Annotated in this window: 23 protein-coding genes and 1 pseudogene; 13 read left to right on the top strand and 11 right to left on the bottom strand. The window is 64.7% G+C overall.

Features of this window, described 5'->3' with window-relative positions; translation table 11 throughout:
- Positions 1–134: 134 nt before the first annotated feature.
- The 4 genes from CAG41_RS25720 to CAG41_RS25705 all read left to right on the top strand — a co-directional run bounded on the left by CAG41_RS25720 (position 135) and on the right by CAG41_RS25705 (position 5,933).
- Positions 135–2,312: a tetratricopeptide repeat protein gene (locus CAG41_RS25720; protein WP_085707636.1), complete on the top strand. Its 2,178-nt coding sequence runs from the start codon at positions 135–137 to the stop codon at positions 2,310–2,312.
- 105 nt (positions 2,313–2,417) lie between these two features.
- Complete coding sequence (locus CAG41_RS25715) at positions 2,418–2,873, top strand: SLATT domain-containing protein (protein ID WP_085657075.1); 456 nt, start codon at positions 2,418–2,420, stop codon at positions 2,871–2,873.
- 99 nt (positions 2,874–2,972) lie between these two features.
- A complete protein-coding gene (locus CAG41_RS25710) occupies positions 2,973–4,664 on the top strand; it encodes a DUF2599 domain-containing protein (RefSeq protein WP_085633460.1) in 1,692 nt (563 codons plus the stop codon).
- A 30-nt stretch (positions 4,665–4,694) separates the two neighbouring features.
- Positions 4,695–5,933 carry a DUF2599 domain-containing protein gene (locus CAG41_RS25705; RefSeq protein WP_085707635.1) on the top strand — a complete coding sequence of 413 codons (1,239 nt, stop codon included), beginning with the start codon at positions 4,695–4,697 and terminating at the stop codon, positions 5,931–5,933.
- 34 nt (positions 5,934–5,967) lie between these two features.
- Here the strand turns inward: CAG41_RS25705 and CAG41_RS25700 are convergent, their stop codons facing one another.
- The 4 genes from CAG41_RS25700 to CAG41_RS25685 form a co-directional block, all read right to left on the bottom strand.
- Positions 5,968–7,545 (bottom strand): MFS transporter, encoded by a 1,578-nt coding sequence (locus CAG41_RS25700; protein WP_085707634.1) that lies wholly within the window; start codon positions 7,543–7,545, stop codon positions 5,968–5,970.
- On the bottom strand, positions 7,542–8,624 hold the full coding sequence (locus CAG41_RS25695; protein ID WP_085707633.1) for an HlyD family secretion protein: 1,083 nt from the start codon (positions 8,622–8,624) through the stop codon (positions 7,542–7,544). Before CAG41_RS25695 ends, CAG41_RS25700 begins: the two co-directional genes overlap by 4 nt.
- Positions 8,625–8,697: 73 nt before the next feature.
- Positions 8,698–9,120, bottom strand: coding sequence for a cupin domain-containing protein (locus CAG41_RS25690; protein ID WP_085583741.1), 423 nt, complete (start codon positions 9,118–9,120; stop codon positions 8,698–8,700).
- Positions 9,121–9,154: 34 nt separating this feature from the next.
- Positions 9,155–9,919 (bottom strand): SDR family oxidoreductase, encoded by a 765-nt coding sequence (locus CAG41_RS25685; RefSeq protein ID WP_085633469.1) that lies wholly within the window; start codon positions 9,917–9,919, stop codon positions 9,155–9,157.
- A 253-nt stretch (positions 9,920–10,172) separates the two neighbouring features.
- Here CAG41_RS25685 and CAG41_RS25680 point away from each other — a divergent pair, with 253 nt between their 5' ends.
- Positions 10,173–11,741: a winged helix-turn-helix domain-containing protein gene (locus tag CAG41_RS25680; RefSeq protein ID WP_085707632.1), complete on the top strand. Its 1,569-nt coding sequence runs from the start codon at positions 10,173–10,175 to the stop codon at positions 11,739–11,741.
- Between the two features lie 55 nt (positions 11,742–11,796).
- Here the strand turns inward: CAG41_RS25680 and CAG41_RS25675 are convergent, their stop codons facing one another.
- From CAG41_RS25675 to CAG41_RS25665, 3 genes are read right to left on the bottom strand one after another with little or no spacing between them, the layout of a single operon-like run.
- On the bottom strand, positions 11,797–13,002 hold the full coding sequence (locus CAG41_RS25675) for a methylaspartate mutase (protein ID WP_085583735.1): 1,206 nt from the start codon (positions 13,000–13,002) through the stop codon (positions 11,797–11,799).
- Between the two features lie 42 nt (positions 13,003–13,044).
- Positions 13,045–13,500, bottom strand: coding sequence for a cobalamin B12-binding domain-containing protein (locus CAG41_RS25670; RefSeq protein WP_085583733.1), 456 nt, complete (start codon positions 13,498–13,500; stop codon positions 13,045–13,047).
- A 2-nt stretch (positions 13,501–13,502) separates the two neighbouring features.
- Positions 13,503–14,639 (bottom strand): fatty acid desaturase, encoded by a 1,137-nt coding sequence (locus tag CAG41_RS25665; protein WP_170930304.1) that lies wholly within the window; start codon positions 14,637–14,639, stop codon positions 13,503–13,505.
- Between the two features lie 111 nt (positions 14,640–14,750).
- On the opposite strand from CAG41_RS25665, the gene CAG41_RS25660 reads away from it, so the two are divergent.
- Complete coding sequence (locus CAG41_RS25660; RefSeq protein WP_085695326.1) at positions 14,751–15,632, top strand: LysR family transcriptional regulator; 882 nt, start codon at positions 14,751–14,753, stop codon at positions 15,630–15,632.
- A gap of 19 nt (positions 15,633–15,651) precedes the next feature.
- Here CAG41_RS25660 and CAG41_RS25655 read toward each other — a convergent pair whose 3' ends face one another.
- The 3 genes from CAG41_RS25655 to CAG41_RS25645 all read right to left on the bottom strand — a co-directional run bounded on the left by CAG41_RS25655 (position 15,652) and on the right by CAG41_RS25645 (position 18,428).
- Positions 15,652–16,638, bottom strand: a complete 987-nt coding sequence (locus tag CAG41_RS25655; protein ID WP_256576470.1) for a quinone oxidoreductase — start codon at positions 16,636–16,638, stop codon at positions 15,652–15,654.
- Positions 16,639–16,647: 9 nt separating this feature from the next.
- Complete coding sequence (locus CAG41_RS25650) at positions 16,648–17,268, bottom strand: LysE family translocator (RefSeq protein ID WP_085583729.1); 621 nt, start codon at positions 17,266–17,268, stop codon at positions 16,648–16,650.
- A gap of 170 nt (positions 17,269–17,438) precedes the next feature.
- Positions 17,439–18,428, bottom strand: a complete 990-nt coding sequence (locus CAG41_RS25645) for a zinc-dependent alcohol dehydrogenase family protein (protein ID WP_085707631.1) — start codon at positions 18,426–18,428, stop codon at positions 17,439–17,441.
- 136 nt (positions 18,429–18,564) lie between these two features.
- On the opposite strand from CAG41_RS25645, the gene CAG41_RS25640 reads away from it, so the two are divergent.
- On the top strand, positions 18,565–19,455 hold the full coding sequence (locus CAG41_RS25640) for a LysR family transcriptional regulator (protein WP_085583725.1): 891 nt from the start codon (positions 18,565–18,567) through the stop codon (positions 19,453–19,455).
- Positions 19,456–19,458: 3 nt separating this feature from the next.
- Here CAG41_RS25640 and lysA read toward each other — a convergent pair whose 3' ends face one another.
- The gene (lysA, locus tag CAG41_RS25635) at positions 19,459–20,697 is read right to left on the bottom strand and encodes a diaminopimelate decarboxylase (protein ID WP_085583723.1); all 1,239 of its coding nucleotides are present in this window, start codon (positions 20,695–20,697) and stop codon (positions 19,459–19,461) included.
- Between the two features lie 121 nt (positions 20,698–20,818).
- Between lysA and CAG41_RS25630 the strand changes: the two genes are divergently transcribed.
- The 6 genes and pseudogenes from CAG41_RS25630 to sctI all read left to right on the top strand — a co-directional run bounded on the left by CAG41_RS25630 (position 20,819) and on the right by sctI (position 24,821).
- The gene (locus CAG41_RS25630; RefSeq protein ID WP_085583721.1) at positions 20,819–21,742 is read left to right on the top strand and encodes a LysR family transcriptional regulator; all 924 of its coding nucleotides are present in this window, start codon (positions 20,819–20,821) and stop codon (positions 21,740–21,742) included.
- Positions 21,743–21,872: 130 nt separating this feature from the next.
- Positions 21,873–22,133: a hypothetical protein gene (locus CAG41_RS28440; RefSeq protein ID WP_139831397.1), complete on the top strand. Its 261-nt coding sequence runs from the start codon at positions 21,873–21,875 to the stop codon at positions 22,131–22,133.
- The gene (locus tag CAG41_RS25625) at positions 22,087–23,028 is read left to right on the top strand and encodes a sigma 54-interacting transcriptional regulator (RefSeq protein ID WP_085583719.1); all 942 of its coding nucleotides are present in this window, start codon (positions 22,087–22,089) and stop codon (positions 23,026–23,028) included. Before CAG41_RS28440 ends, CAG41_RS25625 begins: the two co-directional genes overlap by 47 nt.
- Before the next feature lie 90 nt (positions 23,029–23,118).
- Positions 23,119–23,379 (top strand): annotated as a pseudogene (locus CAG41_RS25620) (hypothetical protein); the annotation flags it as partial.
- A gap of 69 nt (positions 23,380–23,448) precedes the next feature.
- Positions 23,449–24,432, top strand: coding sequence for a DNA-binding protein (locus tag CAG41_RS25615; RefSeq protein ID WP_085583715.1), 984 nt, complete (start codon positions 23,449–23,451; stop codon positions 24,430–24,432).
- A 32-nt stretch (positions 24,433–24,464) separates the two neighbouring features.
- Positions 24,465–24,821: a type III secretion system inner rod subunit SctI gene (gene sctI / locus CAG41_RS25610; protein ID WP_085707630.1), complete on the top strand. Its 357-nt coding sequence runs from the start codon at positions 24,465–24,467 to the stop codon at positions 24,819–24,821.
- Position 24,822: the final 1 nt, after the last annotated feature.

Below are 24,822 nucleotides of genomic sequence, written 5' to 3'. Positions count from 1 at the left end.
TGATGGTGTGAGCCTTAGCGATCCGTCGTTGTGCTGGAGTGGGGCATGTTCTAGGGGCTGCGCTCCGGCGTCTCAGGTGTGAACTATAGTCGGTGTGGGGCTGTATCCCTGAAAAATGCGGCGCAGGTATCGCCATGGATATTAATGCGGAAGTGTTCGAGGCGGTCGGAAAGACCGCCGGTATCGGCGGCATTGCAGTCGTTGTTTTTCTGTTTGTTCTGATGAAGTTGATATCGAGTGGCTTGATCCGGGTGATGCGTCCGATGCAAGTGTTTCGCTTGCTGCGTCTGGTCGTGAACTGGGTCGGGGCGGTGGCGGTTGCAGGGATTGTCGCGTGGTTGGTGAGTGTTTATGCGAACAATGCAAAACCGGATGGAACCAATGACCCGTCAGCCAGGATCAAGGCGTTTTCCGAAGATGAACGGCTAAAGCAAGTTGAACGTCTCCACTACACCGGGCGGGACTCCGAGAAGATATACAGTCTGCTCGATGAACTGGTTAAGGATGAGAATCCATTCGCGGAAGCTTATCTGAGCGACAGGCTTTTCAACGATGCCGGTGTCAGGAAGGATACCGCCCGGGCTGTTGGTCTTGCGCAGAAATCATTTCCGGCGTTGCAGAAATGGTGCGATGAGAGTCAAGTGGTGGCGGCATGCTTTTACTTGGGAGAAATGTACGACACAGGTGTGTTTGTCGGTGCGGATCAGAAAAAGGCATTTCAGTTCATCAAGTTTTCCGCTGATCGAGGCTATCAACGCGCCTACAATTTTTTGGGATCAATGTATCTCGATGGAGAGGGGGTCGAGGGCAACAAGGAAATTGCAAGAATCTGGCTGAGGAAAGCTGCGGGGCTCGGGAATAGCTTTGCATTGTATTTGTTGGCGCAGTCGTATCAGAGTGAGGATGATGGAAAATACCTGGACTATCTCACCCAGTCCGCAGGGCGTCGTCGGCCGGAAGCGCAAACCGAGTTGTCGATTGTGTACCGTGCAGGATCGCTGGTGCCTCGTGATAACGAGAAGGCAAGGCATCTGCTTGAGGACTCGCTGGTGGACACTAATCCAGAGTCGTTTGGTCTGCTCGGAACCTATTACGAACTGGGCGCTGAGGGATATCCGAAGGACTTGGCCAAAGCGCGGAGTCTTTACAAGAACGGCGCGGAATATGGCAGCCCGAACGCAATGAACAGCTATGGCCTGACATTGCTGTACGGTAGGGGAGGCAATAAAGATGAGTCGGAAGCGCTCAAATGGTTCGAGAAATCGGCCAAGGCTGGCAGTGCATCAGCGAAGTCTTCTCTTGGCATGCTCTATGAGCAAGGGGTAGCGGTCGCAAAAAATATCAGCACGGCAATTGAGTACTATGTCGAGGCTGCCAAGGATAACGACGTATACGCCATTGAAAGGCTTTTCAATATTTACCGTTACGGCCTGGGGGTGCCCGTTGACAAGGTCGAAGCCCGTAAGTGGGTTGATCTAGGGGTTGCCACCCAGGATGCGCATCTGACTTTCGTTGCGGGGTATTTTATCTTCGAAGACTCAAGTGGTGCCAAAGGTATTGAGATGCTTGAAAAAGCAGTCAGTCTCGGAAGCGCTGAGGCAGCCAATGTCTTGGGCACAATCTATGAAGAAGGCACAGCGGTTTCTCCGGACATGGCTGCGGCTAGCCGATATTACGTTAAGGCCAAGGAACTTGATCCGTCTGATCCAACCTATGACGTAGATGTTCAGTACTCTAATTTCTTGCTGCTCGAATCCATGCCGGAGAAGGATGCGGCTGTTGCTGCGGTTCTGAAGTTTGCTGAGAAAGATGACAAATGGGCACAGTACCGGATGTACAAGATTTACCGCAGCCCACGTTATCAGGATCCGAATAAGGCGATGCATTGGCTGGAGCTTTCCGCCAGGAACGGGCAACCGTGCGCCAGTGTCGATTACGGACTGGCGCTATTGAAAGGCGATCAAGTGAACAAAGATGTGCCGGGGGCCCTACATTGGCTGGAGAAAGGCTTTGCTGGTGGGCGACCGAATGCAGGATTCAACTTGGGGGTGATTTATGTCACAGGAGAGTTGACTGCTCAAGACACTCCGCGCGGCCTGAAGTACCTGAACGATGCCGCCGATCTGGGAAGCAATGAGAGCCGAGTCTATCTGGCGCGGATCTACAGGGACGGAAAGTACGTCACCAAGGATCTGGTCAAGAGCCAGAACTATTTGGTGAAGGCAGCGGTCGAGGGAGACGCCGAGGCCAAGCAGATTCTTGAAGGCGCCGTCGAGCCTCCGCTCAGATCGTGCACCGCGAGCATCAATTAGCCATTTGATCGGAGCATCGCTGCGCAGAGACGGCTCAAACCTGACCTATGCTTCAGCCTGGGCTGGATTCGACACCGCGCCGAAACTGATCAAAGGACCTGAGACATGAAAAATCCGTCGATAGACCACGCGTTCTATGCGCAACTGCAACAGGACATAGACAGGGTCGACAGCAAGGCTGACACCTATAGGCTGGTCTATTACTCATTCCGAATCTGTCTGATCCTTGTGGCGTCCGCCGTGACGCTGGTGTCCGGCTGGACTGGCGCCGAGGCTGATGCTCTGGCCTTGAAATGGCTGCTGGTGTTGGGTGTCGTGACGACTGTCATCACCGCGATGGACACATTGTTCGGGGTCGAGACCAAAAAGAATACGTACCGGTTGATGCTCGTCGAACTGAGAGAGGTCAGAAGCGAGTTCGTCTTCTATTTCGACCATCAGCGATCCGATCTGGAGACGGTGCTTCGGGACAAGCTGTTTCCCAAGTACCAGGCCATAAAGGCGTACACCAAAGCTCTGGTGGAGCAGGAGCGCGAAAAGGAAATTCCTGCAAAGCCATAGTGGACGGCATTTCCGGATCACTGGTTTGACCGGAATCACAGCCCTATCTACGCTCATCCCCAAGGACGTTTCACCTCCCACGACAAGGAGTCGTCGGCCATGCGCGCAGCTCTGCGTTCGTCTTTCGCTCTCGTGTGTTCCCTTACCCTGGCCTTCGGCGCGGCGGCCCAGACGGTGCTCGATCCGGTCGAGACGCTGAACCGCATCAACCGCAACTACAACACCCTCAAGGACGCCTGCCAGGAGCCCGACACCGGCGCCGCCCGCGGGCATTACTACTGCAGCGGCGTGACCTTGCGCATGGTCAACGACGGGCCGTTCAACCCGTGGGACTACAGCCCTTACGCAATCAAGATCGGCGCGACGTCCTATTCGTGGATCCGCAAGGACCTGAGCACGCGCATCCTCATCCATCCGGCCGGGTTCATCCTGCGCACGCCCATCGATTCGCGGGCCTTGCAGCTGCCGGTCAAGGAGCAGGGCTGGACGTGCATCTACGCGTTCGACGGCGGCACGGGGCCGGAGCGCAAGTGGTACGGCTGCGGCTTCTTCGACAGCAAGGAACCGCCGCGCAAGGCCCAGGCCGCGATGGACAACCGCAACGCGGCGCTGGCCTACGGCACCTGCGCCGAAGCCGGGGTCAGCACCGCCGCCCAGTGGACGGCCCGCTACACCGGCCTGTTCAAGGGGCCGATCCAGTACGACCAGTGCTCCTGGAACGCCGAACGGCCCGACGACTGGAACGCCATGATCCGCGTCCACGAATCGCGGGTGAAGACCACCAACAAGGACCCTTTCGCCTTCAGCGCGCAGGTCAACGAATTCATGTTGAAGAACGCCTCGGCCAGCAACGACGGCAGCGAAAACATGAAGTACATCGACGCTTTCATCTACAACGTCAACAGCACACAGAACTTCGCCACCCGCGGCGACCAGGCACCGCCGAAGCCGGAGAACGGCCTCAACAGCGCCCGCAATTTCCAGAAAAAGCTTCAGGCCCAGGGCTACAGCGTGCCGATCCTGCGGCTGGATTTCACCAAGCCGCCGGAGCAGCGTTTCAGCTATGTCGCCGCCGACCAGGCGATCGACCTGACGGCGGCCGGCAACGGCCAGCCGACGCCGGTGCCGCCGACCGCCCGGTACATCGCCTCGGCCACTTGGGTCGAGCGCCATGACCCCGGCACCGGGAAAAACGAATGGACCCTCAACGTCGTCCCCACCGCCGAGGGCAAGGCGAGCCAGGCGAGCGACCAGGAGGCGGTCTACAAGGAGTTGTTCGAGCTGCGCGGCACCGACCGCCAGTGGCGCGACAACGAGAAGGCCGCCGGCAGCATGCGCCAGCAACTGAGTTGCCTGGTGCAGCATTACCCGGGCAAGACCGAATGGAACCTTGAACCGTTCCGCCCCGTCGTCACGCCGCAGGAAGCGGCCAAGGCCGGGTGCAATCCGGTGCCGGCCAAAGCGGTGCAGTACATTGCGTCCGCCGATTGGGTCAAACGCTATGACCCGGGCACCCGCCAGGACGAATGGACCTTGAGTGTGGTGCCGACTGCGGCCGGGCGCGCCTTGCCCCCCGACCAGCTCGGCGCCCTGTACGACCAGCTGTTCGCCCTGCGCGGCGGCGACGGCAACTGGCGCGACAACGAAAAGTCCGCCGGCAGCATGCGCGGGCAACTGAACTGCGTGCTGGTCAACTACCGCAGCAAGACGCCATGGAATCTTGAGCCGTTCAGGCCCGCGCTGTCGGACAGCGACACCCGCGCGGCGGGCTGCAATCCGGTGGCGCGCTAGGTTTTGCAAGAAGGCAAGGAGACAGTCGTCATGAAGACTCGCTGGAACAGGATCGCGCCGCTGTGCGTGTTGCCGCTATGCCTGCACATGGCCTCGGCTTATGCCGAGTCATGCGCGGAAACGCTGAAGAAAGTCGAAACGCTGTACAACAACACCGTCGACAGTTGCGGCAGGGATCCGGCGTCGGACTGTTCGGGGCTGCTGGTCCGGGGCACCCACCGGGCGGATCCGGCGAAGGGGCAGCAGTGGGATGTCTGGAACCCCAGCCCCAAGGCCCAGGAACTGGGCACGTTCGCCGCGTCGTGGATGCGCGCCGACGGCATCAGCTACGAAGACCCCGGCATGAGCACCCAGAACGGCTACCTCATCACGCCGGTGGATCTGGTGCGCGACCCCGAGAACCCGGTGCACATCTACTGCGCGTTCCCCAACGACGCCTGGACCGATTTTCGCGACGACCGGGGCTGCGGCAACAACAAGAACACCACCCAGACCGAAGCAGTGTGCCAGTCCATGGCGCCGCCGATCAGCAACGTCAATGCGTGGGTCGCGCACTTCACCCAGTTCAACAACAACCGCCAGCAGGATCAACTGCAGTGCGGCTTCAACATGCGCAACCCCATGAGCAGCCAGGAGCGGGTCACCGCGTTCCAGAACTTCATGGGCTCGCGGCGGGTGATCAACAGCCGTGAGTTCCAGACACAGACCGAGCTGCGCCTGGGTAACCCGAAGACCGACGAACTGCCGATCCTGGCCTTCTTCTACAGCGACCAGCGCGGCCTCAACGATGCGTTGGCCAATCAGAAGGATTACAAGAACAAGACCGGCAAGGATCGCAACATCATCAAGATCGACTTCCCGAAAACCCCGGTGGCCAAGGCGACGTTCTCCTGCATACAGACCGCATCGACGTCTGAGCCCAAGTACTGCGACAAGTACATCGAGTCCAGCACGTGGGTGAAGCGCCCAGATCCCAAGCTCGGCCCCGACACCTGGTCGCTGCAGGTGGTGCCCACCGCGTGCGGCCGGGCGATCAAGGACGACCAGACCGACCGGATGTTCGCCGAGCTGTACAACAAGCACAAAAACGACGACCAGTGGCGCCAGTACAGCGTCAACGGCGGATCGCTGCGTCGTCAATTGGTTTGCCACCTGGCGGCCACCTTCGACGGCAGGCCCGTGCGCAACAAGCCGGAGTGGAACCTGGAGCCGGCGCGGCCCTATGTCGACCAGGCCACCGCGGTGGCGCAACAGTGCAACCCTTACTGAGGCTGTCTGAGAGGGCGCCGGACGGCCGGACCCGCTAACGGGTGCCGGCCGTCGCTGCCTGTGCTTTGGCGCGCCTGGCGAATGCGATCTTGACCGCCACCAGCAGCGGGGCGGCGAACGCGAACAGCAGGACCACCGCCATGAAGGCGCTGTCGAAGGCGATCACCATCGATTGCCCGGAAACCGTGCGGCCCAGCAGATTCGCTGCGGCGCGGCCGGTTGCCGGCACGTCCAGGCCTTTGTCGGTCAGCATCGCCGACAGTTTCGCCAACCGCTCGATGACGGCCGGGCCGCCCGGTGTGACATGGGTGCCGAGGACCACGGCATTGTGCGCATGGCCGTGTTCGATCAGCGTCTGCAGCGCGGCCACGCCGATCAGCCCGCCCAATTGCCGGCCGGTGTTGAACAGGCCGATGCCGGCGGCCAGGTGACGGCTGGTCAGGCGGCTGAACGCGATCAGCGTGATGGACAGGAACAGGAAACCGAGGCCCAGACCGCGCAGCAGGATCGCCGCCATCATGTCGTCGCTGCCGCTCTCGAGGGTGGAACCGGACAGCATCCACATGGCGAGGGCGATCAGCCCGATGCCGAGCGGCACCGTGGCGAACGGCGCCACGCCCCGCGCCTGCATCAGCCAGGCCGAAACGAGCAGGGCGGCGATGAACACGGCGCCGCTGGGCAACAGCAGCAGGCCGGCCTCAGTGAGGGTGAAGCCGAGCACCGACACGGCGAAGGCCGGTATCAGGTAGGCGCTGCCGAACAACGCCGCCCCGGCGACAAAACTGACGATGAAGGCAAAGGCGAAATCGCTCGATCCGAACAGATCGAAGTCCAGCAGCGGCGGGCGCCTGGAAAGCAACTGCCTGGCCAGGAACCCCAGCAGGGCGGCGGTGCCCGCCAGTGTCAGCCAAACGATGCGCGGCTCTTCGAACCAGTCCCAACGCTCGCCCTGACTGAACACGTAGGTGAAGCACAGCAGGGCGGCGCTGATCAGCCCCCAGCCGATCCAGTCGAAGGGCCGTCGGTCTGCCTTGGCCGGCCGGGGCAGCTCCGCCCACAGCATCAGGCCGCAGCCCGCCAGCGCCAACGGCACGGCGCTGAAGAAAATCCAGCCCCAGGAGCGGCTGTCCACCAGCCACCCTTGCAGGGCCGGGGTCAAGGTGGCGGAGGCAACCACGGCGCCGATGGCGAACAGCGCCTGCAGCAACGGTTGCCGTTCGCGCCCAAAGGCACGGAAGATCAAGGCCTGGCCCGCCACCAGCAGGGTGCCGCCGGCGAAGCCCTGAACCATGCGCAACGGCACCAGCAGCTCAAGCCGGGTGCCGGCGGCGGCCAGGGCGCAGGTCAGGCCCATGGCCAATGTGGCGCCGACGATCACGGTGCGGGGTGCGAAGCGGGTCAGCAAGGCCGAGGCGCTGATGAAGCCGATCAGCTTGAGCGCGGTGTAGCCGATGTCCAGCCAGGCAAATTCGTCGGGCGTGGCGTAGGTGTCGCCGATGATGCCGTTGCGTCCCAGTACCAGGGCGCTGCCGGCGATCGCTTCGGTCAGGCTGGCCAGCAGGACGCCGGCCAGGAGCAGGGCACCGCTCCACGTGCCGGCCAGCCGTTTCATGACCCGGGCTCCACGTCGACCCGGGCCGACAGGCCGGGCACGATGCGGCCGGGCAGCGGGTTATGGGCCAGGCGGATCTTCACCGGCACCCGCTGCACCACCCGGACGAAGTTGCCGGTGGCGTTGTCGGTGGGCAACAGGCTGAAGGCCGAACCGCTGCCGGGGGCGAAACTGTCGACCACGCCGTGCAGGGCATCGTCGGGGTAGCCGTCGACCGTGATGCGTACCGGTTGGCCGGGGTTGATCCGTTCGAGCTGGGTTTCCTTGAAGTTGGCCACGACCCAGACGTCCTGGACCGGAACGATGTCGAGCAGGGCGCCCCCGGGCGTGACGAAGCGGCCGACACGCACCTGACGGTTGCCGACCACGCCGTTCACCGGCGCGCGCACCACGGTGCTGTCGAGGTCGATCCGGGCCAGGTCCCGAGAAGCCTGGGCCTGGGCCACGCTGGCCAGCGCCGCGGCGCGCTGGGCCGACAGCACGGCGATGCGTTGCTGTTGCGCTTGCACCGATGCGGATGCCGCTTCCACCGTCGCGGACGCCCGGGTCTGGGCGGCGGCGGTTTCATCGACCAGCGCCTGGCTCACCGCATTGCTGACGATCAGCTTGCGGTTGCGTTCGTGGGTCTTGCTGGCCAGGTTCAGCTGCGCGGCGGCCGAGCGCCGCTGAGCCTCGGCCTGACGGATCTGGGCATGCTGCAGTTCGGTCTGGGCGTCCACGTTGCTCAATCGCGCCTGCGCCGACTGGAGATTGGCCTCCGCCAGCGCCAGACGGGCGCGGTAGTCCTGGTCACCGATGCGAAACAGCACGTCGCCGCTGCGCACCGGTTGGTTGTCCTGCACCTCGACTGCGGTCACGTAGCCGGCCACCTTGGCCGCCAGCGATGTGACATCGCCGCGAACATAGGCATTGTCGGTGCTGACGCCGCCGTCGCCGAACAGCAGGACACCGCCGCCCGCCACCACGGCCGCCACCGCGCACAACAGCACGCCCGCCACTTTGCGCTTGCGCCGCGGCACGGCGGACGACGAGGGTTCGCCGGCCTGGCTATCGGGTACTTCGTGCTGGAGGGCGTTCATGTTCAGGATCCTGCGCAAGGCCAACGCCTCCGGCAGCGTGGGGCTGCCGGAGGCGGGCGGTAGAAGGGGGCGGTTACGGTTTCACGGGCCGGACCAGATCCCCCTCGGTGCTGTCGAGCACGAACACCGCCAGCAGGCGGGACGGCTCGGTGGTGCTGGCGTTGGCGCTGACGGCGTGGAAGTCGCCCGGCTGCTCGACGAAGTGTTCCCCGGCCTTGTAGACCTTCTCCGGCGCATCGCCGACCTTGCTGCGCACGGCGCCTTCAAGCACCGTGGCGTAGATGAACGCCGACTTCGGATGGAAGTGCGCAGGCGAAGACCCGCCCGGCGCGTATTCCACCAGCACGCCCTTCATGGTCTTGCCCGGCACGTTGGGCAGGGCGCGGTCGAACACCACGGTGACCTTGCCCGCCTGCGGCTCGGCCGCAGAGACCGTCGAGGCAGCGGTGACCGACACGGCCGCGAGGGTGGCGGCCAACAGGATTCGGCTAAACATGGCAGTGCTCCTATAGATGAGGGTGAGTGCGCGTTCAGCGCGCAGCCGACGCGGTCGATTTCGCCAGCCAGTCTTCGAAACGGGTCGGGCCCAGGCGCGGGTTGGCGCTGCCGGGGGTGAGCGACTGGTCGTCCAGTTCATCGCCGAAGTAGCGGGCGTGGACGTCCGGGATCACCTTGCGGGTGTCGCCGGTGACGCGGAAGAAACGCCGGACCAGCTCATCCAGCGGCAAGGCCTCGGGGCCGGCGACTTCCTGGGTGCCGTTGCTCGGCGCGGCCAGCGCCACATCCGTCAGCGCGGCGGCGACGTCGTCCGACGCCATGGGCTGGATCAGCGCAGGCGACAGGCGCACTTCGTCGCCGACCGTGGCCGACTGGGCGATGCCGCCGACGAATTCGAAGAACTGGGTGGCCCGCAGCAGGCTGTAGGGCATGCCGGAGGCCTTGATCAGGTTTTCCTGGGCGACTTTGGCGCGGAAGTAGCCGTTGTCCGGCAGCCGCTCGCTGCCCACCACCGACAGCGCCACGTGATGGCGGACCCCGGCGGCGGCCTCGGCGGCCAGCAGGTTGCGGGTGGAGGTCTCGAAGAACTCCAGCACCGCTTGGTCTTCCCAGGACGGCGCGTTGGACACGTCGACCACCACCTGGGCGCCGTCCATCGCTTGGGCGAGGCCTTCGCGGGTGATGCTGTTCACGCCGGTGTTGGGCGAGGCCGCCAGTGCATCATGGCCGCGCTCGCGCAGGTTCTTCACAAGTTTCGATCCGATGAGGCCGGTGCCTCCGATAACGACAATCTTCATGGCGTCTCTCCGCTTGCCGACCGCAACCATTGCTGTCGATGTGCTTCGAGGATGCCTGCGGCGGGGATCCGAATCTTTGCCCGGGGCTTGGATTTGCCTTGGCCCGAGCTTGGATTTGCGTCCAAACCGTCCAAACTGCTGTGGCCGGCGCACAGACCGGTGCGGCGGCGCACACTCTGCCGTACCATTGAGGGCCCAACCCACTGCCACCCCGGATTCCGCGCCGGGGGCGTCCGATCAGGGAACCGCCAGCGTGCCATTCAAGTTTGAAGACTTCGTGCTCGACCCAGAGCGCCGGGACCTGACCCAACGCGGCCAGACCGTGACCGTCGGGCCGCAAGTCTTCGATCTGCTGCTGCAACTGATCAGCCACCGCGACCGGGTGGTGAGCAAGGACGAACTGCTCGATGCCGTGTGGAGCGGCCGGGTCGTCTCCGAATCCACCATCACCAGCCACATCAACGCCGTGCGCAAGGCCATCGGCGACACCGGCGAGCACCAGCGCCTGGTGCGCACCGTGCCGCGCAAGGGCTACCGTTTCGTCGGCGAGGTCCAACCGAGCGACGATCCCGAGCCTCCCGCCGCAACGCAGCCGACGGCGCCGCCGCGCCCGGCGCTCCTGCTGCCGGACAAGCCTTCGATCACCGTGCTGCCGTTCCAGAACCTCAGCGGCGACCCCGAACAGGACTACTTCGCCGACGGCATGGCCGAGGACATCATCACCGCGCTGTCGCGCCTGCGCTGGCTGTTCGTCATCGCCCGCAACTCCAGTTTCACCTACAAGGGCAGGGCGGTGGACACCCGCAGCGTCGGCCAGGAACTGGGCGTGCGCTACGTGCTCGAAGGCAGCGTGCGCAAGTGCGGCAACAAGGTGCGCATCACCGGCCAGCTGATCGACGCCAGCAGCGGCATGCATTTGTGGGCCGAGCGCTTCGAGGGCCAGCTCGACGACATCTTCGAGCTGCAGGACCGGATCGCCGAAAGCGTGGTCGGCGCCATTGCGCCGCAACTGGAGCGCGCGGAAATCGAACGGGCCAAGCGCAAGCCCACCGACAGCCTCGATGCCTACGACTATTACCTGCGCGCCACGGCCAAACTGCACATCGCCACCCGCGAGGCCATCGACGAATCGCTCGCGCTGTTCTACCGCGCCATCGAACTGGATCCGGAGTTCGCCTCCGCCTACGGCATGGCCGCCTGGTGCCACTTCTGGCGCAAGCTCAACGGTTGGATGACCGACCGGCCGCGGGAAATCGTCGAAGGCGCACGGCTGGCGCGGATGGCGGTGGAGCTGGGCCGCGACGACGCCGTGGCCCTGACCCGCAGCGGCCACGCGCTGGCCCACCTGACCGGCGACGTCGACGGCGGCATCGCCTTGCTCGACCGGGCCCGGCTGCTCAATCCCAACCTGGCGCCGGCCTGGTACCTGGGCGGGATCTTGCGGGCCATGCGCGGCGAGACCGATGCCGCCATCCAGAACCTGGAGCACGCGGTACGCCTCAGCCCTTTGGATCCGGAGATGTTCCGCATGCAGGTGGGCATGGCTATCGCCCACTTCTTCGCCGGTCGCTTCGAGATCGCGGCCGGTTATGCCGAACAGTCGGTCGGCAATCTGCCCAGCCTGCTGCCGGCGGTGGCGCTGATGGCCGCCAGCCACGCGCTGGGCGGGCGGATGGACAAGGCCGGGCCGGTCATGGCGCGCCTGCTTGAGTTGGATCCCACCCTGCGGGTGTCCAGGCTCAAGGAGTGGTTGCCGATCCAGCGCCCCGAAGACGTCGCCCTCTTCATCGAAGGGCTGCGCCTGGCCGGGTTGCCCGAATAGAAAACGCCCGATGCGGGCATCGGGCGTTTGTGGGGGGAGGCAAAGCGCTGCGCCGTCAGGCCACGCGGTCGTAGGTCTGGATGTTGTGCCGCAGCGCCGCCAGGAACGAGAACGCATTCTCGACGCGCTCGCCGTCGAACCCTTGGTAGTAGTTCTGGGCCGTCACCACGGTGCCGGCGTTGCGTCGGTTGTCCGGGTGCAGGCAGTACGGGATCGACAGGAAGCCGCCGGCGAAGGCATCTAGGATCGCCTCGGACAGGTCGCTGTCGCGGGCGAGGGTGCCTTCGATCAGCTTTCGGGCGGCGCCGAGGACGCGGGCGTGCTCTTGCGCATCGAACGGGATGTCCGGCAGTTCGCCGTCGGTGTTCAGGCAGAAGTCGGCGTACTCCAGCGCCGCGATGTTCTCCTCGATGCGGGGGATGCGGCGCGATTCCACCGGGGTCTTCATGATCACCCGCTGCACGCCGGTGGCGCGGATCATCGCCAGCGCATCGCTGGTGATCCGGCAGAACCCGCCCAACGAGCGCGGGAAGAAGCCCATGAACACATAGCCGACAAAGTGGTAGCTGCCCGGCGCGAAGTACTCGCTGGCCAACTGCTGCAACGCCGTCACCGCTGCCCGGTCCTGTACCGGCGAAGTGCCTTGTGCGTAGGAGAACGACAGGGTCTGGATGCCGTGGGAACGCAGGAACAGGCCTTCGAGAATGTTCAGCGCCACCAGGATCGCCGGATCGCACATCTGGCCCATCATGCAGCCGGCGAAGCTCTCGATGTGGCTGTGCTCCACACCGTCGGCCAGCACCCGGCACGCTTTCTCCCAATGGCCGAACGCCTCGCGCAGCGGTGTGCGGCTGTAGGGCAGGCAGTAAGAGATCGGTCCGCCTTCGGTGGTGGGCAGGCCGATCTCGACCATCCGCTCGAAAATGTGCAGCGGATCGGGCGAGCCATGCCGGATCTGCACCGGCAGGCGGTGGCGGGCGTAGATCTGCTCCAGCATCGCGCGGGTGTCTTCGCCGGGGTGGTTGACGATCGGATAGCCGTTGAGCATCGACCCACTGTCGATGGCCCGCTGCGCCGCCGCGAGGTTGTTCACCCGGGTGAACGCATCGAGGGTGATGGTGCAGACGGTGTTGGCGCGGCTGGCGGCCACGCCCTCAAGCCCCGCCTGCATCCGGGCCGGGTCGCTGAAGCCCATGCGCGGCTGGAGCACCGGACCTTGCTCGGCGAACCGTTCAAGGACATGCGTGTTGAAGTCGATCATGCGGTAAACCTTTTCATCAAACCGGTAGGTGGCGCGGACGGGTCAGCGGGCGACCCGTTTCTCCAGGAAGTGCGTCGAGTTCAGTTGCGCGGTCACCAGTTCCTGAAAGGTATCGAAGCTGTTGGCCACGCTGTCGTCGAACACTTCATCGAAACCGGCCGTGCGCAGGGTTTCGCTGTGCCGGGCGATGGTCTGGCTGTCGTTCTCGGTGCAGATCTTGCCGCCGATGTACAGCCCGCCCTGGTGACGGGTCTCGCTGCGCACGCGCTTGGCCAGTTCCGCGCCCTCAAGGTAGCCGTGGCCGTTGACGGTGCTGACCACGACGATCGCGTTGCCTTTGCGGTTGAGGCGGTCGATCACCTCGTCCATGGGCGTGTTGGGCCCCAGGTTCTCGACCTTGTAGCCCAGGTCGTTGAGCAGGAATTCCATGAACACCAGGTTCCAGCTGTGGGAGTCGGAAGGTACGGTGGCGAGCAGAGCGGTTTTGTTGAACATCATCCTTAAAGTCCTTTTTGGGTTGCAGTCCTGTTGGCGTAGTACGGAAGTGCTCGTTGAAAGTTGCGGAAGTTGGCGGTCACCGCGTTGATGTAGCCCCAGTTTTCGCTGTAGTTGGTCGGGAAGGGCTTGGAGCCTTCAAGCATGTCCCGCTCGCGGGCGGTGATGTAGTTGGGCCAGTCGGCGGAGCGCGGGCGGCGGTGATGGAAGTCATGGCAGGGCGTGTCGCCGACCATCACGAACAGGCGCACGAACAGGTGGAAGCACAGCATCTTCACCAGCCACAGGGCGATCAGGGCCTGGCGGCGGATGAAACCGGCGTCTTGCGGCAGGCGCAGTTCTTCGCCGATGAACACGCCGGTGGTGCTTTCGCAGATGAAGTCGATGCCGCGGCGCTCCAGCACATCCACGCTGGGCCAGGTGTGCTCGGCGGCCAGGCGGAACGTGGTGCTGATGTGATAGCCGGCGAACACCGGCACCACCCAGGCCATGACGAACAGGTCGAAATGCCCCAGGGCAGCGGAGAGCAGGGCGAGGGCGACCCAGAACATCAGCGTCCATTGGGCGACGCGGCGGTTGTCGGCCACGGCGGTGGCTTTCACGCGGCCCCAGAACGACCGCAGGATGGCCAGCGGCGACAGCGCGGTGGTCACAAGCTTGGTCCACATGGTGGAGATGCTGTCGGACGGCTTGAGTTTCACCACTTCCTGGAGATAGGACAGGGTGTCGTCATCGTCGGTCAAAAGGGCCCTGGAACTGTGGTGGAGCGTGTGTTCATGCTTGTAGACGTCGAAGGGCTTGAGCATCAGCACGCCGGAAATGATCCGGCCGACCCTCAGGTTGCGCTCGCGGTCCTTGAAGACCATGTCGTGGGCGCAGTTGTGGCAGATCATCACCTGCATCTGTTTGATGCCGCCGGTCGCCAGCACGAAGCCCAGCAGCCAGAGCCAGACGCTGCCTTGCAGGTAGCCGGCGCCGGCCAGCGACGCGCCGATGCCGATCAATCCGGCGGAGACGATGATATGGTGCATCGGTTTGAGGGGCCGGACCCGGTCGAGGTCCTCGGGCAGGGGCTTGGCGGTCAGCCAACTCAAGAACGGCTGCATGAACCCTGGAAGCGGGCGCATCGAGTTACGTATCATCCATGTTTCCTCTAGGGTTTTGCTCCATGCAAAAAACTTTAACGTGACCTCTGGTTATTTCGAACAGAAATACATGGGGATCGATTTTTCATTTTTGGGTAAATCATCGACATGGATTGGGATGATCTGAAAGTTTTTATCTTCGTCGCCAAATCGAACAACGTGACCGAGGCCGGCGCCTCGCTCAAAGTGTCGGCTTCGACGGTGTCCCGCAAAATCGCGGCGCTGGAGGAATCCCTCGGCGCCGCTCTGTTCCTGAAGAAGACCAACGGCTACTTCCTGACCGAGGCCGGCCGGGCGTTGCTGCCGCTGGCGCTGGAGACGGAAGAGCGCTTCAAACTCATCGAGCGGCAGATGTCGCAGCCGGGGGAACGGATGGCCGGGCAGGTGCGCATCGACTGCCCGGAACTGATGGGCACGCACCTGATCATTCCCGCGCTGGCGCAGTTCCGTGAGCAGTACCCGGAGATCAGCTTCGACTTCTTCAATTCGGCCGTGTCGTCCAAGCTCACCCAGAGCCACAGCGACATCATCGTCCGCCTGCGCCGGCCCGAGAACGGCAACTTCACCATGCGCCGGGTCGGCACGCTGACCCAGGCGCTGTTCTGTTCCGAAGGCTATGCCGCCGCCCACGGGCTGCCGGCGGCGGTCGATGACCTGAAGCGCCACCGGCTGATCGGCTGGACCGAGGAAATGGCGTACATGCCGCTCGCGCAGTGGCTGAGCGACATGAGCGGCGAACAGAAACCGTGGATGCGCGTCTCCAACCTCAACGGTCAGCTCAAGGCCGTCGAAGCGGATCTCGGCATCGCGGCGTTGCCGGTCTATGTCGCGCACCAGTCAGGCTTGTGCCGGGTGTTGGCGGACGGCCCTTCGCACAGCTCCGAGGTCTGGCTGCTGCGCAACCAGGCGACCCAGGGCATCGGCCGTGTCGACCGGGTGGTGGACTATCTGACGCAAGTGCTGAGCGAAAGAACGGCCGCGATTCACTGACGGCCGTTCTGCGGGCGGGTCATGGCATGAGGATCAGGGAACCGCGGGTTTCCCGGTCCTGCACCCGGCGATGGGCTTCGGCGGCGTCGGCCAGCGGCAGGCGGGTGATGGCGGGCGCTCGGATGGCGCCGTCGGAGAAGGCCCGCAGCACCCGCTGAGCGGCCTCGGCGAGCTCGCTGTCTTGGCCGATGTAGTGCTTGAGCGACGGCCGGGTCACGTGCAGCGAACCCATCTGCCCCAACCGGGACAGGTTGAATCCGGTCACGTCGCCGGAGGCGTTGCCGAACGACACCAGATGCCCGCGTTGGCGCAGGCACGCCAGCGACAGTTCGACCGTCGCGCGCCCCACGGAATCGAACACAGTGTGGACGCCCTTGTTCGCCGTCAGTTCGCGGATGTGCCTGAGCGTGTCCGGCGCTTCGGCGTCGAAGGCCGCCACGCAGCCGGCGGCGAGCGCCTGACGTCGTTTGTCTTCGCTCGACGCCAGGCCGATGACGTGCAGGCCCCGGGCGCTCAGCCAGGCCGTGGCGATGCTGCCCACGCCACCGGCGGCGGCATGCCAGACCACCCAGTCGCCGGGTGCCACGGGTATGCAGCGGTGCGTCAGGTACTCGACGGTCAGCCCCTTGAACATCAAGGCGGCGGCCACTTCGCTGGGCATGTCGCCGGGCAGGCGGATGGCCCGCGAGGCCGGCAGCACGGCGTGGCTGGCGTAGCTCCCCGTCGAACTGTCGACGAACGCGACCCGGTCGCCGGGGGCGAGGCCTTGCACCTGCGGCCCGCATTCGAGGACGCGGCCGGCGCCTTCCATGCCCAGGCCCCGGGGGAACGGCGAGCCGTCGTCCAGCGCGCCGGAGCGGCGGTGCAGATCGATGAAGTTGACCCCGGCCGCCTCGACGGCGACGGTGATCTCGCCGGCGCCGGGGGCGCGCAGCTTGAGTTCGCGCAGTTCCAGGACGTCCGGTGCGCCGGGGGTGGTGAAGACGATGGCGTGGGCGTGAGTCATGGGCAGTCCTTACAGCGGGCCGATGCGCAGGAAGATCCACACGGCGACCGCAATCAGCATCAGGCCGAACGCGGCGTTCTGGGCCACCAGCAAGCGGGGACGCGAGCGGATCAGCTTCTGCACGGTCGAGCCCATCGAGACCCAGATGACGTGGGAGAAGAAGTTCAGCGAAATCAGTGCGGCGCTGAGGACCAGCACCACGGTGCTGCTGGTGTCGCCGGCGGGCAGGAAGGTCGAGAACATCACCAGCAGCATGACGATCCCTTGCACGTTGCCCAACTGCACGAAGATGCCGTCGCGAAACTGCAGGTGCAGGGTCTTGTCGCCGGGTGCCTTGAGCGGACGGCGCAGCAGGCGCACGCCCAGCCACAGGATGTACAGGCTGCCCGCCACTTGCAGGCCCCAGACCAGCGTCGGGTGGTTCATCAGCGTGTGGTAGAGCCCCAGGCCCACCAGCACGGCGATCAGGAAATAGGTGATGTCGAGGCCGGCGATGAACCAGACCGAGCGGCGCACGCCGCTTTGCGCGCCGGAGGTGGCGACCATCAGGTTGCCGGGGCCTGCGCTGAGGGTGAGCGGCACCATGGTCGACAGCCAGAGCAACCAGTTGATGCTGAAAATGTCTTGCATGCTTTCTTCCTTAAATCGCGGTGCGAACTGCTTTCGCGCCAGTCTAATTCGCGGCCGCTTCTAAGGTTATAGCGAAGAGCGCAAGGCGATATCCCAGAAATGGTGGAAGCCTTGCGCGCCGCCCGATGCAGGCATCGGGCGGCGGTCTGGAAGGGTGGGGAGGGAAGGGCTCAGACTGTGACGACGATCTTGCCGATCTGCTGGTTGGCCTCAAGGAAACGGTGGGCCTGCTGGATCTCTTCCAGCGCGAATGTCTTGGCGATCACCGGCTTGAGCGCGCCCGAGGCCAGGCCGTCGAGGATGAACGCCTTGGCCCGTTCCAGCGCGGCCGGGTCGGCGACGATCTCGGCGTACAGGTAGCCTTTGAGCGTCAGGCATTTGCCCAGCACGGTGAACAGCGGGAACGGCGTGGGTTCCGGGCTCAGGGCGCCGTATTCGAGCAGGATGCCGCCGCGGGCCATGCTCTGGGTGAGCGTTTCGAAGGCCGGGCCGCCGACCGGGTCGAACACCACCCGGGCGCCCTGGCCGTCGGTGAGGGCCATGACCCGCGCCACGATGTCTTCTTCGTCGCTGACGATCACATGGGCGGCGCCGGCGTCCAGCAGGGCCTGCTTTTTCGCCTGGGTGCGGGTGATGGCCACCGGCACCGCGCCAACGCTGCGGGCGATCTGGAACGCGGCCAGGCCGACGCTGCTGGAGGCGGCGGTGATCAGCACCACGTCGCCCTGGGTCAGTTTCGCCTGCTCGATCAGCGCGCCCCACGCGGTGACGTACTGCATCCAGGACGCGGCGGCCTGTTCGAAGGACAGGTTGGCCGGGTGCTTGACGGTGAGGTGAGCGGGCACGTTCGCCACTTCGCCGTAGGTGCCCCAGCGGGCGATGTCCAGCGGCGGGATCAGGCTGACCGCGTCGCTGACATTGAAGCCGCTGACGCCTTCGCCGACCGCCGCCACCACGCCGGCCGCTTCGTAGCCCAGACGGCTGGGGAATTCGGCTTCCTGCAGGTAGGCGTGGTTGCGGAACATCACTTCCGCGCGGTTCAGGCCGAAGGCCTTGACCTGGATCTGCACCTCGCCGGGCGCGGGGGCGGGCACGTCCACCGCTTCCAGTTTCAAGACGCTTGCGTCGCCGTATTCGTGAATCCTGACAATCCGGGCCATGTGCACCTCTGCTGTATCAATGGAGCGACGCACCGGGGCAGTCCCGGTGCGTGCGTGTCGTGGCGCCCAATTTAGTCTTTGGCCTGGGCCGGATAAAGCCCTACGATGGCGCGACACTAGAAACACAGGGTTTCCAATGGATCGCCTCACGTTGATGGCCACTTTCGTCCGTTCGGTGGAGCTGGGTTCGTTCAGCGCCGTGGCCGACGAGCTCAACCTGTCGCCGCAACTGGTCGGCAAGCAGGTGAAAATGCTCGAACAGCATTTGGGCGTTTCCTTGCTCAACCGCACCACCCGCAAGCAAAGCCTGACCGACTTCGGCCGCACCTTCTACGAGCGGGCCAAGCTGATCCTGGCCGACGTGGACGCCGCCGAGGAAATGGCCGCCGTCACCCGTGGCGTGCCCAGCGGGCGGCTGCGGATCAACGCGCCGGTGACCTTCGGCGTGAGCACATTGTCGCCGCGCCTGCTGGAGTACATGGTGCGTTTTCCGCAGGTGTCGGTGGACCTGACCCTGTCGAACGAACTGGTGGATCTGGTGGAGGGCGGCTATGACGCCGTGTTTCGAATCGGCGAACTGGCCGACAGCGGCATGAAGGCCTTGCCGCTCAAGCCGTACCCCATGGTGCTGTGCGCCGCGCCGGCATACCTGGCCCGGCGCCCGGCCATCGCGACGCCGCAGGACCTGCAGGCCCATGAGTGCCTGGCGTTCGCCTATTCGGACGGACGTTCGCACATTCGCCTTGAGGGACCGGAAGGCGTCGTCGATGTGCCGATCAAGAGCCGGCTGACGATCAACCAGGGCGACCCGTTGCTGGCCGCCGCCGTGGCCGGGCTGGGGGTGGTGATGCTGCCGCTGGAGCTGGTCAAGGATGCCTTGCGCGCAGGCACGCTGGTGCGGCTGTTGCCGCAGTACAAGGTGCCGGTCTCGCCGATGAACCTGCTGTACGCCCCGGACCGGCGGCTGACGCCCAAGCTGCAAAGCTTCATGGAGTTCGTCAGGGCCGCGTTCGGTCCGGGTGCGTGAGGCTCAGAGCTCCTGTTCTTGCTCGAACAGGGCGTCCAGGGTCTGCCGGCGGCGGATCAAGCGGGCCTGGCCGTCGCTGAACAGCACCTCCGGCAGCAGCGGCCGGCTGTTGTAGTTGGACGACATTGACGCGCCGTAGGCGCCGGTGTCATGGAACACCAGCAAGTCGCCGACCTTGGCTTCAGGCAGCGGTTGCGGGCGCAGTTCCTGGTCGTCCTGGGTGAAGATGTCGCCGGACTCGCACAACGGGCCGCCGACGACGGTGTCCACCAGCGGCCGGTCCACCGGGCGGCCTTCGGCGTCCAGCAGCGTCATGTGGTGGTAGGCACCGTACATGGCCGGGCGCATCAGGTCGTTGAAGCCGGCGTCGACCAGCACGTAGCGGCGGTTGCCCATGCGCTTGACTGCCCGCACTTCGCTCACCAGCCGGCCCGACTCGGCCATCAGGAAGCGGCCCGGTTCGATCTCCATGTGCACCGGATGGCCCAGCAGCGCTTCGATTTCCTTCCTGGCCACCGCCCAGGTGCGCGCATAGCGCTCGACGTCCACGGCGGCCTCGCCCGGACGGTAGGGCGTGGAGAGGCCGCCGCCGATGGAGAAGGCTTCGATGTCCTGGCCCAGGCCAGCGATCAGTTGCACCATCGACCGCGCCACCTCTTCCAGGTGCGAGTAGTCCACGCCGGAGCCGATGTGCATGTGCACGCCCACCAGTTTCAGGCCGAACTCACGGATCACCGCCAGGGCCTCGTGCAGGTCTTCGTGCCAGATGCCGTGCTTGCTGTTCTCGCCGCCGGTGTTGGTCTTGCGGCTGTGGCCGTGACCGAAACCGGGGTTGATCCGCAGCCATACGCGGTGCCCCGGCGAACGCTCGCCCAGTTGGCGCAGCATGTCGATGGAACCGGCGTTGACCTCCACCCCCAGCTCGACCACGCGCTCAAGGGTCTTGCGGTCGAACAGGTCGCAGGTGAACACGATGCCCGCCGGCGCGCCGCCGACCTGGAAACCGGCGAGCAGGGCGCGTTCGATCTCACCCAGGGAGACGGCATCCACGTGCAGGCCGTGCTCGCGCATCAGGCGCAGGATGTGCAGGTTGGAGCAGGCCTTCTGCGCGTAGCGGACGGTGTCGAACGCGCGCAGGCGCCCGATGCGCTCAAGGATTGTCGCGGCGTCGTAGCTCCATAGCGGGGTGCCGTGGGTACGGGCGCTGTCGGCCAACAGGGTGAAGGGAAGCGTAGGGGACATGGCGCATGCTCATCGAAAGGATCGGCGCAGCATGCCGTGCCTCGCTCATCAAAAAAATAGCTTTTTATTCGCTACCCATTCATATCTGATATGGCCTTCTTGTTGTCACCGGAAAATCCCAGTGAAGATCTCGCTGCGTCAGATCGAAGTGTTCCGTTCCATCATGCAGGCCGGCAGCGTCACGGGCGCGGCGCGGTTGCTGTTCACCTCGCAGCCGACGGTCAGCCGCGAACTGGCCCGGCTCGAACAAGTCTCCGGACTGCGCCTGTTCGAGCGCGCCGGCGGGCGCCTGCTGCCGACGGACCAGGCCCTGATGCTGTTCGATGAGGTCGAGCGCAGTTATGTAGGGCTTGAGCGCATCGAGCGCTGCGCGCAGTCGATCCGCAATTTCGAGCACGGCCGGCTGGCCCTGACCTGTTTGCCGCTGTTTTCCCAGACCCTGCTGCCCCGGGTGTGCCGGCGCTTCTACCGCTCCCGACCGGGCGTCAGCGTGAGCATCGTGGCGCAGGAGTCGCCGATGCTCGAAGAGTCGCTGGTCACCCAGCAGCACGATCTGGGCCTGACCGAAGTCGAGCAAGTGCCGCGCGGCACCCGGGGCGAGCCGCTGTTCAGCGCAGACATGATTTGCGTCCTGGCGCCGGGGCATCCGCTTTTGGCCAAACCGGTGCTGTCGCTGGCGGACTTTCACCGGGTCGACTTCATCAACCTGTCCAGCCTGGACGTTTACCGCCAGCGCCTGGACGAGTGTTTCCGCCAGGCGCAGGTCGACCGGCGCACGGTGATCGAAACGGACAACGCCGCATCGGTCTGCGCCATGGTCAGGCAGGGCCTGGGGGTGGCGATCATCAACCCGCTGACCGCATTGACGGAGGCGGGGCGCGACCTGGTGATGCGTCCGCTGGCGGTGTCGCTGCCGTACCGGGTCATGCTGATCCGGCCGGAGCACCGACCGGCGTCGGTCAGCGCCGATGCGTTCTGCCAGGCGCTGCGCGAAGAGGCGCAGTCGATGGCCGAGGGGGTGAGGGCCGCCTTGCGACGGCCATGAGGCGCGGTTCCGGAATTGAGCGTTTCTATGGCCTTTGCGGCGAATTTCAATTTCGCCCCGCACCTGTGCGACGCTAGACTGCGGCCTTGCCGCAGGAGAGCGGCCGGCGCACCCGCAGCGGCGTCCGGCCTTGGAAATCGCACTGAACCATCGGGGGAATGAACGCAGGCTGGTGATGGAAATCTGCTGCTATCAATATCGCCCTGAACAAAAACAATGGTGTCGCAGGCATACGCTTGAGTTTCTGACGTCCATCGACCTTCCGATGCTCGGATTGAAAGAAGGCGCGGCGTTTCTGTATTCCTCGATCCCGACAGAAGTGATCATCATCGTGAGGGAACAAGATGACTGGGGGCTTTTCGAACAACCACTCCGTGCAATGGGAACATGAAGTTCTCGACACAGTGGGCACCTTGCAAGCGTTTATCAGAAAGGCCGCACCGTTGAAGGTCGACATGGTGCTGGAGGGGGAGACCGGCACCGGCAAGGACACCCTGGCCCGGCGCATCCACGAACTGTCCGGACGCGAAGGTCAGCTGGTGGCCCTCAACTGCGCGGCGGTGCCGGAACAGCTGGCCGAGAGCGAACTGTTCGGGGTCATGGCCGGGGCCTACACCGGCGCCTCCAAGTCCCGGGCCGGCTACATCGAAGCGTCCGACCGCGGCACCCTCTACCTCGATGAGATCGACAGCATGCCCTTGCTGCTGCAGGCCAAGCTGCTGCGGGTGCTGGAGATGCGCGGCATCGAACGCCTGGGCTCGACCCGTTTCGTGCCGCTGGACCTGCGGGTGATCGTCGCCACCCAGACGCCGCTGGAGAAACTGGTGGACGAGGGCAAGTTCCGCCGCGACCTGTTCTTTCGCCTCAATGTGATCAAGATCCAGCTGCCGACCCTGCGTTCGCGCCTGCAAAACATCCAGCCGCTGTTCCAGCGCTTCGTCTGCGAGGCCGCCGAACGCCACCGCCAGCCGATGCCGGCCCCTGACCCGCACCTGCTCAAGTGCCTGCTCAACCACCGCTGGCCGGGCAACATCCGTGAACTCAAGTGCGCCGCCGAGCGCTTCGTGCTGGGCATGCCGGCCTTGCAGACCGACGATCCTTCGCCCCCGTGCCGGCAGGCCGCACCGCTCAAGAGCCACCTGCGCCTGTTCGAAAAGACCCTGATCATGGATTGCCTGTCGCGCCACGCCAAATGCATCGACTCGGTGGTCAGCGAGCTGGGCATTCCGCGCCGGACTCTCTATCACCGCATGAAAAGCCTGAGCATCGACTCCCCGGAACTCTGACGCCCGCGGTCCGTCCCCCGACGCCCGGAACCTGCCGCACCGGCCAATTCGCGTTCGCCATGGAACCGCTGCCGAGAATCGACCACTCATTGTTCGAACACCATCCGGTGCTCAAACAACAATCGATTATCAGGAGTAGACACTATGGCCGGTACCGCATCCCTTGGCGCTTCGATGGCTGCCATGCAACAAATGGACGCCACTGCAGCAGCCACCACCACCATGAACGCCCAGGCTCAGTCCAACAAGATGATGACCGATACCGTCAACGGTATCGCCAGCGCCTACCAGGACTCCGCCACCAAGGCGCAGAACGCCGCCCAGCAGACCGGCAAGGCGATCAACTACTAAGTGGTCACAGGCCCTTCCGGCCTTGGCCGGAAGGGCCGTGACTTGGGCAATCCAGGCAAGGAGCACCTTATGTTTTCCACTGCGTTGACACTCCCTCCAGGCGGCTCGTTCCAGGGCGGCTTCAGCCTGCCGGGCATGGGCGGGTCCCAGGGCGGCTCGGGCAACAGCGCCGGGCAGATCGCCGAGCTGTTGAGCCAGGCGCTGTTCGAGAAATCCGGCAGCGGCGCCAACATCCGCGACGCGAAAAACCCGTTGCTGGGCATGATCGCCGACTACATGGACAAGAACCCCGGCAAGTTCGGCAAGCCCGACGACGCCAACGGCAAGGTGCGCAGCTGGCGCGACGAGCTGACCGAGGACAACTACCTCAACAGCGAAGAGAAGGCCGCGTTCACCAAAGGCCTCGAAGGCATGATCAAGGACATGCTGGGCGGCGGCCTGCAGAACGGCGGCCAGTTCGGCGGCGGCAACGGCGGCGGCTGGAACCCGATGCCGGGCGGCAACGGCGGCGGAGGCTGGAACCCGATGCCAGGCGGAAACGGCGGGGGCGGCTGGAACCCCATGCCCGGCGGCATCGGCGGCGGTGGCGGCGTGCAGGACCTGCTGTCGTCGCTGCTGGGCAGCCTGGGCGAGGAGAAGCTCGACAACCTGCTCAAGCCCACCGGCAACCCGGCCCGCGATGCCCGCGGCGAGATGGCGTTCTCCAACGATGACAAGGACGTGCTCAAGGAAATCGCACGCTTCATGGACATGCACCCTGAAGAGTTCGGCAAGCCGGACGGCAAGTCCAAGGACTGGATGGGCGAGCTGTCCGAGGGCGATCAATACATGTCCCGCGATGAGAGCAAGCAGTTCCAGAAGGCGATCGACATGATCAAGGGCGAGGTCAAGGGCAGTGCCCAGGGCCACTCGATGGGCGGACTGTTCCCCAACGCCGAGCAGAACTTCCTCAACGGCGGCGCCGGCAACACGCTGCAGACCGATGCCCGGATCACCGCCGGCAACGTGCTCTCGGTGCTGACGCAGCAAAGCACCGGCAGCCTCTTCGGCTGAATGTAAACCTTCGTCCTGGCAGGAGAGCGTGAATGGCGATTACAGGGGTAACAACCGGGCATTCGGGTGCAGCCGCGCCCGAGGCATTGCCGGCCAGGCCGCCTGCCGAGGCGGACATCGCCTGGTTCAATGCGCAGATGCAGCAGGCGGCGACGCGCGCCGCCGGCAACGAACCGTCGGTGACGGCGATTTCCCAGGCCTCGACGGCGTTGCACAAAGACGCCGACAAGGCGACCCGCGAACTGCAGCGCGCCGCGCGCTCGGTGGACCCGCAGCAGGCGCTGCAGGCCAACCGGTCGCTGTCGTCGTTTTATCTGCAAAGCCTGCTCAGCGCCAAACTGGTGAGCAAGGCCGCCCAGAGCGTGGAAAAACTCACCAGTCTTCAATGAG

This window comes from Pseudomonas sp. B35(2017), assembly GCF_002113645.1.
Taxonomy (GTDB): Bacteria; Pseudomonadota; Gammaproteobacteria; order Pseudomonadales; family Pseudomonadaceae; genus Aquipseudomonas; species Aquipseudomonas ekonensis.
This window is presented reverse-complemented; position numbering and strand designations above follow the sequence as displayed.

Bases quoted from the DNA above. Each gene is read 5' to 3' on its own strand.
- CAG41_RS25720 (WP_085707636.1), top strand. From the start codon at position 135: ATGGATATTAATGCGGAAGTGTTCGAGGCGGTCGGAAAGACCGCCGGT.
- CAG41_RS25715 (WP_085657075.1), top strand. From the start codon at position 2,418: ATGAAAAATCCGTCGATAGACCACGCGTTCTATGCGCAACTGCAACAG.
- CAG41_RS25710 (WP_085633460.1), top strand. From the start codon at position 2,973: ATGCGCGCAGCTCTGCGTTCGTCTTTCGCTCTCGTGTGTTCCCTTACC.
- CAG41_RS25705 (WP_085707635.1), top strand. From the start codon at position 4,695: ATGAAGACTCGCTGGAACAGGATCGCGCCGCTGTGCGTGTTGCCGCTA.
- CAG41_RS25700 (WP_085707634.1), bottom strand. From the start codon at position 7,545: ATGAAACGGCTGGCCGGCACGTGGAGCGGTGCCCTGCTCCTGGCCGGC.
- CAG41_RS25695 (WP_085707633.1), bottom strand. From the start codon at position 8,624: ATGAACGCCCTCCAGCACGAAGTACCCGATAGCCAGGCCGGCGAACCC.
- CAG41_RS25690 (WP_085583741.1), bottom strand. From the start codon at position 9,120: ATGTTTAGCCGAATCCTGTTGGCCGCCACCCTCGCGGCCGTGTCGGTC.
- CAG41_RS25685 (WP_085633469.1), bottom strand. From the start codon at position 9,919: ATGAAGATTGTCGTTATCGGAGGCACCGGCCTCATCGGATCGAAACTT.
- CAG41_RS25675 (WP_085583735.1), bottom strand. From the start codon at position 13,002: ATGATCGACTTCAACACGCATGTCCTTGAACGGTTCGCCGAGCAAGGT.
- CAG41_RS25670 (WP_085583733.1), bottom strand. From the start codon at position 13,500: ATGATGTTCAACAAAACCGCTCTGCTCGCCACCGTACCTTCCGACTCC.
- CAG41_RS25665 (WP_170930304.1), bottom strand. From the start codon at position 14,639: ATGATACGTAACTCGATGCGCCCGCTTCCAGGGTTCATGCAGCCGTTC.
- CAG41_RS25660 (WP_085695326.1), top strand. From the start codon at position 14,751: ATGGATTGGGATGATCTGAAAGTTTTTATCTTCGTCGCCAAATCGAAC.
- CAG41_RS25655 (WP_256576470.1), bottom strand. From the start codon at position 16,638: ATGACTCACGCCCACGCCATCGTCTTCACCACCCCCGGCGCACCGGAC.
- CAG41_RS25650 (WP_085583729.1), bottom strand. From the start codon at position 17,268: ATGCAAGACATTTTCAGCATCAACTGGTTGCTCTGGCTGTCGACCATG.
- CAG41_RS25645 (WP_085707631.1), bottom strand. From the start codon at position 18,428: ATGGCCCGGATTGTCAGGATTCACGAATACGGCGACGCAAGCGTCTTG.
- CAG41_RS25640 (WP_085583725.1), top strand. From the start codon at position 18,565: ATGGATCGCCTCACGTTGATGGCCACTTTCGTCCGTTCGGTGGAGCTG.
- lysA (WP_085583723.1), bottom strand. From the start codon at position 20,697: ATGTCCCCTACGCTTCCCTTCACCCTGTTGGCCGACAGCGCCCGTACC.
- CAG41_RS25625 (WP_085583719.1), top strand. From the start codon at position 22,087: ATGACTGGGGGCTTTTCGAACAACCACTCCGTGCAATGGGAACATGAA.
- CAG41_RS25615 (WP_085583715.1), top strand. From the start codon at position 23,449: ATGTTTTCCACTGCGTTGACACTCCCTCCAGGCGGCTCGTTCCAGGGC.
- sctI (WP_085707630.1), top strand. From the start codon at position 24,465: ATGGCGATTACAGGGGTAACAACCGGGCATTCGGGTGCAGCCGCGCCC.